This window comes from Janthinobacterium sp. BHSEK, from assembly GCF_056174685.1.
The window spans coordinates 1-273 of sequence record NZ_JBWBYV010000283.1 but is presented as its reverse complement, the minus strand read 5'-3'; the positions used below and the strand labels follow the sequence as shown (position 1 = coordinate 273).

Below are 273 nucleotides of genomic sequence, written 5' to 3'. Positions count from 1 at the left end.
CTGTCAGTTTTTTGAGTGAGCGACCCGTCGCAAGACGGTGCCTGTAAAAGGGCAAAGTAACAGAGATTAAACTGAAGAGTTTGATCCTGGCTCAGATTGAACGCTGGCGGCATGCCTTACACATGCAAGTCGAACGGCAGCACGGAGCTTGCTCTGGTGGCGAGTGGCGAACGGGTGAGTAATATATCGGAACGTACCCTGGAGTGGGGGATAACGTAGCGAAAGTTACGCTAATACCGCATACGATCTACGGATGAAAGTGGGGGATCGCAA

The 273-nt window shown here is 51.6% G+C and carries 1 rRNA gene; it reads left to right on the top strand.

Going from position 1 to position 273, the window contains the following annotated elements:
- Nucleotides 1-68 precede the first annotated feature (68 nt).
- A 16S ribosomal RNA gene (locus tag AC0V2Y_RS29060) occupies nt 69-273 on the top strand; the annotation flags it as partial.